At 56.1% G+C, this 7,582-nt stretch carries 8 protein-coding genes; all 8 read right to left on the bottom strand.

All coding sequences use genetic code 11. From position 1 onward, the window contains the following. Positions 1-10: 10 nt before the first annotated feature. A complete protein-coding gene (gene rseP, locus D9N14_RS21335; RefSeq protein ID WP_290583622.1) occupies positions 11-1,375 on the bottom strand; it encodes an RIP metalloprotease RseP in 1,365 nt (454 codons plus the stop codon). Positions 1,376-1,413: 38 nt separating this feature from the next. Beyond that, on the bottom strand, positions 1,414-2,604 hold the full coding sequence (ispC, locus tag D9N14_RS21340) for a 1-deoxy-D-xylulose-5-phosphate reductoisomerase (RefSeq protein WP_290583624.1): 1,191 nt from the start codon (positions 2,602-2,604) through the stop codon (positions 1,414-1,416). 10 nt (positions 2,605-2,614) lie between these two features. Beyond that, a complete protein-coding gene (locus D9N14_RS21345) occupies positions 2,615-3,424 on the bottom strand; it encodes a phosphatidate cytidylyltransferase (protein ID WP_290583626.1) in 810 nt (269 codons plus the stop codon). After that, on the bottom strand, positions 3,425-4,192 hold the full coding sequence (uppS, locus tag D9N14_RS21350) for a polyprenyl diphosphate synthase (protein WP_290583628.1): 768 nt from the start codon (positions 4,190-4,192) through the stop codon (positions 3,425-3,427). 69 nt (positions 4,193-4,261) lie between these two features. Beyond that, positions 4,262-4,819 (bottom strand): ribosome recycling factor, encoded by a 558-nt coding sequence (gene frr, locus D9N14_RS21355; RefSeq protein WP_290583630.1) that lies wholly within the window; start codon positions 4,817-4,819, stop codon positions 4,262-4,264. A gap of 5 nt (positions 4,820-4,824) precedes the next feature. Then, positions 4,825-5,556: a UMP kinase gene (pyrH, locus tag D9N14_RS21360; RefSeq protein ID WP_290583632.1), complete on the bottom strand. Its 732-nt coding sequence runs from the start codon at positions 5,554-5,556 to the stop codon at positions 4,825-4,827. Between the two features lie 110 nt (positions 5,557-5,666). Then, positions 5,667-6,548: a translation elongation factor Ts gene (gene tsf, locus D9N14_RS21365; protein WP_290583634.1), complete on the bottom strand. Its 882-nt coding sequence runs from the start codon at positions 6,546-6,548 to the stop codon at positions 5,667-5,669. Positions 6,549-6,677: 129 nt separating this feature from the next. Beyond that, positions 6,678-7,445, bottom strand: a complete 768-nt coding sequence (gene rpsB, locus D9N14_RS21370) for a 30S ribosomal protein S2 (RefSeq protein WP_290583636.1) — start codon at positions 7,443-7,445, stop codon at positions 6,678-6,680. Positions 7,446-7,582: the final 137 nt, after the last annotated feature.

Here is a 7,582-nt window from a genome sequence, read left to right on the forward strand (position 1 = left end):
AAAGGCGGGATCAAAGCCCCATAATATCGTTGTAAAATGCAAGTCCCATAAACATGACCAGCAAGCCGAGCCCCAGGCTGTTTCCCAACGCTTGGGCTTTCTCCGATACCGGGCTTCCTTTAACCATTTCAACGAGATAGTACATTAAATGCCCGCCGTCCAAAACGGGAATGGGCAGCAAATTTAACACTCCAAGGCTGATACTTAAATAGGCCATGAAGCTGAGGAACGATTCCAGACCGTAACTGGCGCTGTCTCCGGCCACTTTGGCAATGGTGATGGGCCCACTCAGATTATCCAGCGATATTTTCCCGGTCACCATTTTGGCAATGGAGAGTACGGTTAGTTCAATCCGGGACCAGGCGTAGGCCACCGACTTACCCACTGCCGCCAGCGGGCCGTATTCCAGCTTGCGCACCATAAAGTCCGGCAAGGTGGAATATTCCGGTGAGTTGGCTGCGCCAATCTGCCCAAAGGCCTCACCGTCTTCCCCCGTCACCCGTTCCGGTGTGATCCGCAACGGTACCGGTTTGCCTGCGCGCTCCACCAGCACATCCATGGTGATACCGGGGTTCTGGCGGATCAGTTCCACCCACTCGTCCCAGGTTTGAATCTCCACGTCGTTGACCGACAGCACGTGATCCCCGGGCTGCATACCCTGCTGCTGGGCGGCGCGACCTTCCACCAGCTCACCCACCACCGGGGGAATCGCCGGAAAGTAGGGCTCCATTCCCAGCAATTTCAGAGGATGGGTTTTTTCTTGGCCCTGCATCCAGTTCTGCAGGTCAAGTACACGATCCACGGTCACGCTGCTGCCGTCGGGGCGAACACTGAAACGAACCTGCACGCTTTCGCCAATGCGGGCAATCAGCGCCATGGTGACATCATCCCAGCTTTCGGTGGCTTCGCCATCCACGGCCACAATCTCGTCCATGGTCTGGAAGCCGGCGGCTTCAGCCTGACTGCCGGGCTTCACATCACCAACGTAAGGTACCAGGGAACTCACGCCGGAAACAAACAGCATCCAATACAGGAGCACCGCAAAAAACAAGTTCACCAGCGGACCGGCAGAAACGATGGCAAAACGCTGGAATACCGATTTGTGGGCAAAGGAGAATTGTTTTTGGTGGTCACTGACGTCGCTGCCGGGTTCACCCAGCATTTTGACAAAGCCGCCCAGGGGCAAGGCGGCCACCACGAATTCTGTGCCGTGACGATCGGTCCATTTTGCCAGTGGCTGGCCAAACCCGATGGAAAAGCGCAGCACCCGGACGCCACAGCGGCGGGCCACCCAGAAATGACCGTACTCGTGGACAAAGATGAGCAATCCAAGCGTGACCACAAAGGCCAGTAGAGTTTGCAAAAAATCGAACAATTGAGCCTCTATCTTGTTGTTGTTTCAACCGTACCGGATTAGGTTTTTCGAACGCCAATGTGCTCTTGAGCCAGCCTCCGGGCCTCTTCATCCGCCCTTAGGATAGTATCAATATCCACTGCGTCCACCAATGGGCATCGCTCCAGCACCGTTTCGATCACCGCCGGAATATCCGTGAATCGGGCAGCCCCCTGCAGGAACGCATCCACCATCACTTCATTCACCGCATTCAGTACCACTGACGCTGTCTGGCCGGCCTCCATGGCTTCCCGCGCCAATCGCAGACAGGGAAAGCGGGATTCATCCGGCGCCTGGAAATCCAACTGCGCCACCTTGACCAAATCCAACGGCTCCACGCCGGACACCAGGCGCCCGGGCCAACCGAGACCATAGGCTATGGGGGTTCTCATGTCCGGGTTACCCATTTGCGCCAACACAGAGCCATCCACATATTGCACCATGGAGTGGATGACGCTCTGTGGGTGCACCACCACCTGCACCTGATCGGTAGCGGCGGAGAACAGCCAACAAGCCTCAATAAACTCCAGGCCCTTGTTCATCATGGTGGCCGAATCCACCGATATCTTCCGGCCCATGTCCCAGTTGGGATGGGCGCAGGCCTGATCCGGCGTCACCCCGGCAAACTGATCCAGGGGCAACGTGCGAAACGGCCCACCGGAGCCGGTCAGGAGAATCCGCTCGACCCCCCGACGTTGCAGGCCGGCCGAAAAATCCGCCGGCATACACTGGAAAATAGCATTGTGCTCACTGTCGATGGGCAACAGCTGGGCCCCGCTTTCCTGGACCGCGGACATAAACAACTGCCCACTCATCACCAGAGATTCCTTGTTGGCCAGCAGGATGCGCTTGCCGGCCTTCACCGCTGCCAGGGTAGGCAACAGACCGGCCGCTCCCACAATGGCCGCCATCACCTGCTGCACGGCCGGATGCTCAGCAACGGCAATCAACCCCGCCGTGCCCGCCAGGACCTCAGTATCAGACCCGGTACCACGCAATCGGTTCCGCAACGCCTCCGCCGCGGACTCTTCACGCAATACGGCGAAGCGGGGGCGAAACTTAACCACTTGCTGGAACAAGGCCTCTGAATTGCGGTTGGCAGTGAGTGCAAAAGCACGATAGCGCTCAGGGTGACGACTGATGACGTCCAGCGTACTGAGCCCGATGGACCCGGTACTGCCAAGAACGGTTATATTTTGCACTGGGCTCATGAAGGCACCTTTACTTGAAAGCGCCGAGTAGCAGCATACCTGCTGAAAACAGGGGTACCGCGGCCGTAATGCTGTCGATGCGATCCAGAATACCACCGTGCCCAGGCAGGATCTGACTGCTGTCTTTGATGCCCCGATGACGCTTGAACATGCTCTCGGCCAAATCCCCGAATACCGAGCCCAGCACCGCCACCAGACTCACCAGCAGGAACCAGGCCAGGCTGACCGTGCTGAGGGCCTGGGTCTGAGTCGCCACCAGAATGGCAATCAGCGCGGTCAGTGCGAGCCCTCCGAGCAAGCCCTCTATGGTCTTACCAGGACTGACGGCGGGGGCCAGCTTATGCTTACCAAAGGCACGACCGGCGAAATAGGCTCCGGTGTCCGCACCCCATACCAATAGAAAAGCATACAACAACCACCAGGAGCCACCTTCCTGGCGATGCAACACCAACAGGCCCCACCAGGCAGGTAACAGCAGCAGCAAACCGATAGCGCCCTGTACCCCACGGGAGGACCAGAGCGATACTTTGGCGGGATAGGCTCGCACCAGCGCCACAGCCAGGGACCACCAGATCACCGCCAGGGCGAGCACCAGGTCCAGTTCGATCCAATATTCCAGCGCCAGCCCTGCCACCACCAATGCGGCATAGCCAAAGCGGGCGGGCTGCTCTTCCAGCCCCATGATGTTGGCCCATTCCCAGGCTGCCACCGCGACCGGGATCACCATCACCAGGGCGAACCAAGGGGTTGGTAAATAAAAAATTGCCCCAAGAACCAGGGGCAACAAAACCAGTGCTGTTATTATTCTTTGTTTCAGCATCTATTGTTGGCTCGCTTCTACTTGTTCACTGGTGCGACCAAAGCGTCGTTGGCGCCGCTGGTAATCCGCAAACGCCTGCTCCAGGGCCGACTTATCGAAGTCAGGCCAGAACAGATCGGTGAAATACAGTTCAGAATAGGCAATCTGCCAGAGCAGAAAGTTGCTGATGCGATTGTCGCCCCCAGTGCGAATACACAGATCCGGCGGAGGCAGATCCCCCAGCGCAACCTGGCTTTGCATGCGCTCCGGTGTGATGTCCTCGGGCTCCAGCGCACCGGACTTCACCTGCTGTGCCAACTGCCGGGCGGCGTTGGTAATGTCCCACTGGCCGCCGTAGTTCACCGCCACCGCAAACACCATCTGCCGATTCCCGGCGGTCTGGTCCATGGCCTGCTGCATTTTGCTTCGCAGCTCATCGCTGAAGGCGGACAGGTCGCCGATAAAGATGAGGCGGATACCGTTTTTATGCAGATCCGGTACCTCTTCCGCCAGGGCCTCCAGAAACAGGTTCATCAGTGCGTTGACTTCAGCCTGGGGGCGGCGCCAGTTTTCGCTACTGAAAGCATACACTGTGAGCACTTCCACCCCTGCCCGTGCGCAATTTTCAACGGTGTCGCGAACGGTTTTGGCCCCCTGCTTGTGGCCCTCGACCCCACGCAACCCGCGCTGTTTGGCCCAGCGGTTATTGCCATCCATGATGATCGCCACGTGGCGTGGAACCGGAGACTGGACGCTGTCCAGATCTGGCGCAGAAGATTGTACTTTCACAGTGATCCTCTGGAGTGAAAAACAGACGCGACAGGGGCCGAGCAGCCCCTGCCGGAAAGCAACCTGAACTTAAACTTCCATTAAGTCCGCTTCTTTTTTCTTCAACATCTCTTCAATCAGAGCCACGTACTTGTCCGTCAGCTTCTGAATGTCGTCCTGGCCCTTGCGCTCTTCGTCTTCGCTGATTTCCTTCTCTTTCAGCAAATCCTTCAGGTCACTGTTGGCATCACGACGGATATTGCGAACAGAAACGCGACCCTGCTCGGCTTCGGCCTTGCATATCTTGGCCATTTCCTTACGGGTCTGTTCCGTGAGAGGCGGCATTGGCACACGAATGAGGTCACCATTGCTGCTGGGGTTGAGGCCAAGGTCGGCCTTCATGATGGCTTTTTCAATTTCCGGGATCAGGTGTTTTTCCCAAACACTGATGGCCAGGGTGCGCCCATCTTCAATATTGATATTGGCAACCTGCTTGAGCGGGGTATCCGCCCCATAGTAAGACACCATCACACCGTCCAGAATGCTGGGGTGCGCACGACCGGTACGAATCTTCTTGAAAGCATTAGCCAGCGCTTCAAGAGACTTTTTCATGCGCACTTCAGCATCTTTTTTTATGTCGTCAATCACGGTCTTTATCCTTTTTCGATAAGGGTTCCGTCATCCCCACCCAATGTCACAGTGAGCAGCGAACCCGGTTGGTTCATATTGAACACGCGCACGGGCAGATCATGGTCCCGGCACAAACAGATGGCAGTAAGATCCATGACTCCCAGCTTTTTTTCAAGCACTTCGTCATAGGTGAGGCGCTCGTACTTGATCGCTTCCGGGTTCTTCACCGGGTCGGAATCATAAACACCATCCACCTTGGTCGCCTTGAATACCGCATCCGCCTCCACTTCAATTCCCCGCAAACAGGCGGCAGAATCAGTGGTAAAGAACGGGTTGCCGGTACCGGCGGCAAAGATCACCACATCCCCCAGTTCCAGCTGGCGAATGGACTTACGGCGATCATAATGCTCCACCACACCGCTCATCTGAATGGCGGACATCAGGGTCGTGGAGATATTGGAACGTTCCAGGGCATCCCGCATGGCCAGGCCGTTCATTACCGTGGCCAGCATGCCCATGTGGTCGCCGGATACCCGGTCCAACCCGGCTTTCTGCAGGGCCGCCCCCCGAAACAGGTTGCCTCCCCCGATCACCAATCCGACCTGGACCCCGATCCCTCGCAGCTGACCGATCTCCAATGCCATACGATTCAACACGTTAGGGTCGATACCGAAGTCCATATCACCCATCAGGGCTTCACCGCTGAGCTTCAACAAGATGCGCTTGTACTTGGGCGTACGGTCGGTCGCTGGCATGCAAATACTCCAAAATCAGAAAGCGTTAGTTATCAAAAAGCACCCATGGGGGAGCATGATACCCAGAGAGTATCATGCAGTCCATGAGTGCCTTTTAGAGAGGAGCGAGATTATTTGCGGGCCTGAGCCATTACTTCCGCAGCAAAGTCCACTTCTTCTTTCTCGATGCCTTCGCCCACTTCGATGCGGGTGAAAGAGATCACTTCAGCGCCGGCACCTTTCACCAGCTTACCCACGGTGGTGTCCGGGTCTTTTACGAAAGGCTGGTCTACCAGGCTCACTTCCTTCAGGAACTTGGAAATACGGCCCTGCACCATTTTTTCCACGATGTCGGCAGGCTTGCCGCTTTCTGCTGCCTGGGCTGAGAAAATTTCTTTCTCTTTATCCAGAGTCGCCTGATCCACCTGATCCGGGTTCACCACCAGCGGGTTGGAAGCAGCCACGTGCATGGCAACGTCTTTACCCAGCTCGTCAGTTCCCGCGCTCAGGGACACCAGCACACCGATTTTGCCACTGTGAACATAAGCGGATACCAGACCTTCGCTTTCCACAACGTAGGAGCGACGCACCTGAATGTTCTCACCGATTTTCTGCACCAGGGCAGAGCGGGTGGTCTCAATGGTGTCTTCTCCACCTTCCACCATGGCGGTTTCCAGCAGCTTGGCGATATCGGTCTCTTTGGTATCCAGTACACGGTCAGCAACGCCGTTGGCGAACTTCAGGAAGTTGTCGTCACGGGCCACAAAGTCGGTTTCACTGTTTACTTCCAGCAGGATGCCGGTTTTGCCGTCGGCAGAAACTTTGGCGATTACGATACCTTCAGCAGCCGTACGGCCCGCCTTTTTGGCAGCCTTGGCTTGCCCGGACTTACGCAGGTTATCAATGGCCAGCTCGATATCACCTTCGGTTTCCACCAGGGCTTTTTTGCATTCCATCATGCCCAATCCGGTGCGCTCACGCAGTTCTTTTACCAGGGCGGCAGTCACAGCCATGAGAATTTCCTCTTACCTTGAATGAATTTGGTTGCAGTCTGTTCAGTTGGAAAAAAGGGGGCCGCGCCCCCTTCTTCGATCCGTCACAACAAGTACTGTTATAACGACTATATGTGACGGCTGTTTCGATTAGTTGGCAGCAGGGGCTTCTTCGCTGCTTTCAGCCACTTCTACGAAACCATCGGCTTCCGGAGCACCGCCCTGGGTTTTGGCGTATTCTGCGCCTTCCAGACAGGCATTTGCGATGGACTCAACGTACAGCTGGATGGCCTTGATGGCATCATCGTTACCGGGGATGATGTAGTCCACACCGTCCGGGTCGCTGTTGGTGTCCACAATACCGATTACCGGGATACCCAGCTTGTTGGCTTCGGTGACCGCAATGCGCTCGTGATCCACGTCGATCACAAAAATGGCGTCCGGCAGACCACCCATGTCCTTGATTCCACCCAGGCTGCGCTCCAGCTTTTCCATTTCACGGGTACGCATCAACGCTTCTTTTTTGGTCAGCTTGTCGAAGGTGCCGTCCTGGCTCTGGGTTTCCAGATCTTTCAGGCGACGGATGGACTGGCGAATGGTTTTCCAGTTGGTCAACATACCGCCCAACCAGCGGTGGTTAACATAAGGCATGCCAGCGCGACGAGCCTGCTCCTGGATGATTTTGCTGGCCGCACGCTTGGTGCCGACAAACAGAATTTTGTTTTTGTGGGAGGTCAGTTTGTTAATAAACTGCAGGGCATCATTAAATGCGGGAACGGTCTGTTCCAGGTTGATGATGTGGATCTTGTTACGGGCACCAAAGATGAACTCGCCCATCTTGGGGTTCCAGAAACGGGTCTGGTGACCAAAATGAACACCAGCTTTCAACATTTCACGCATGCTGACTTGCGTAGTCATAATAGACTCCTGAATTTTCAGTGGGTTAAGCCTCCATGTTCCCCATGAATCAACCCCGCTGCCGTGCGGCAAACCGGGCACCCTGATGCATGTGTCGGAACATGTGTGGTTTAGGGTTTAGTTAGAGCGGCGCTTTA

It is taken from the genome of Ketobacter sp. (assembly GCF_003671495.1).
In the GTDB taxonomy this organism is placed as follows: Bacteria; Pseudomonadota; Gammaproteobacteria; order Pseudomonadales; family Ketobacteraceae; genus Ketobacter.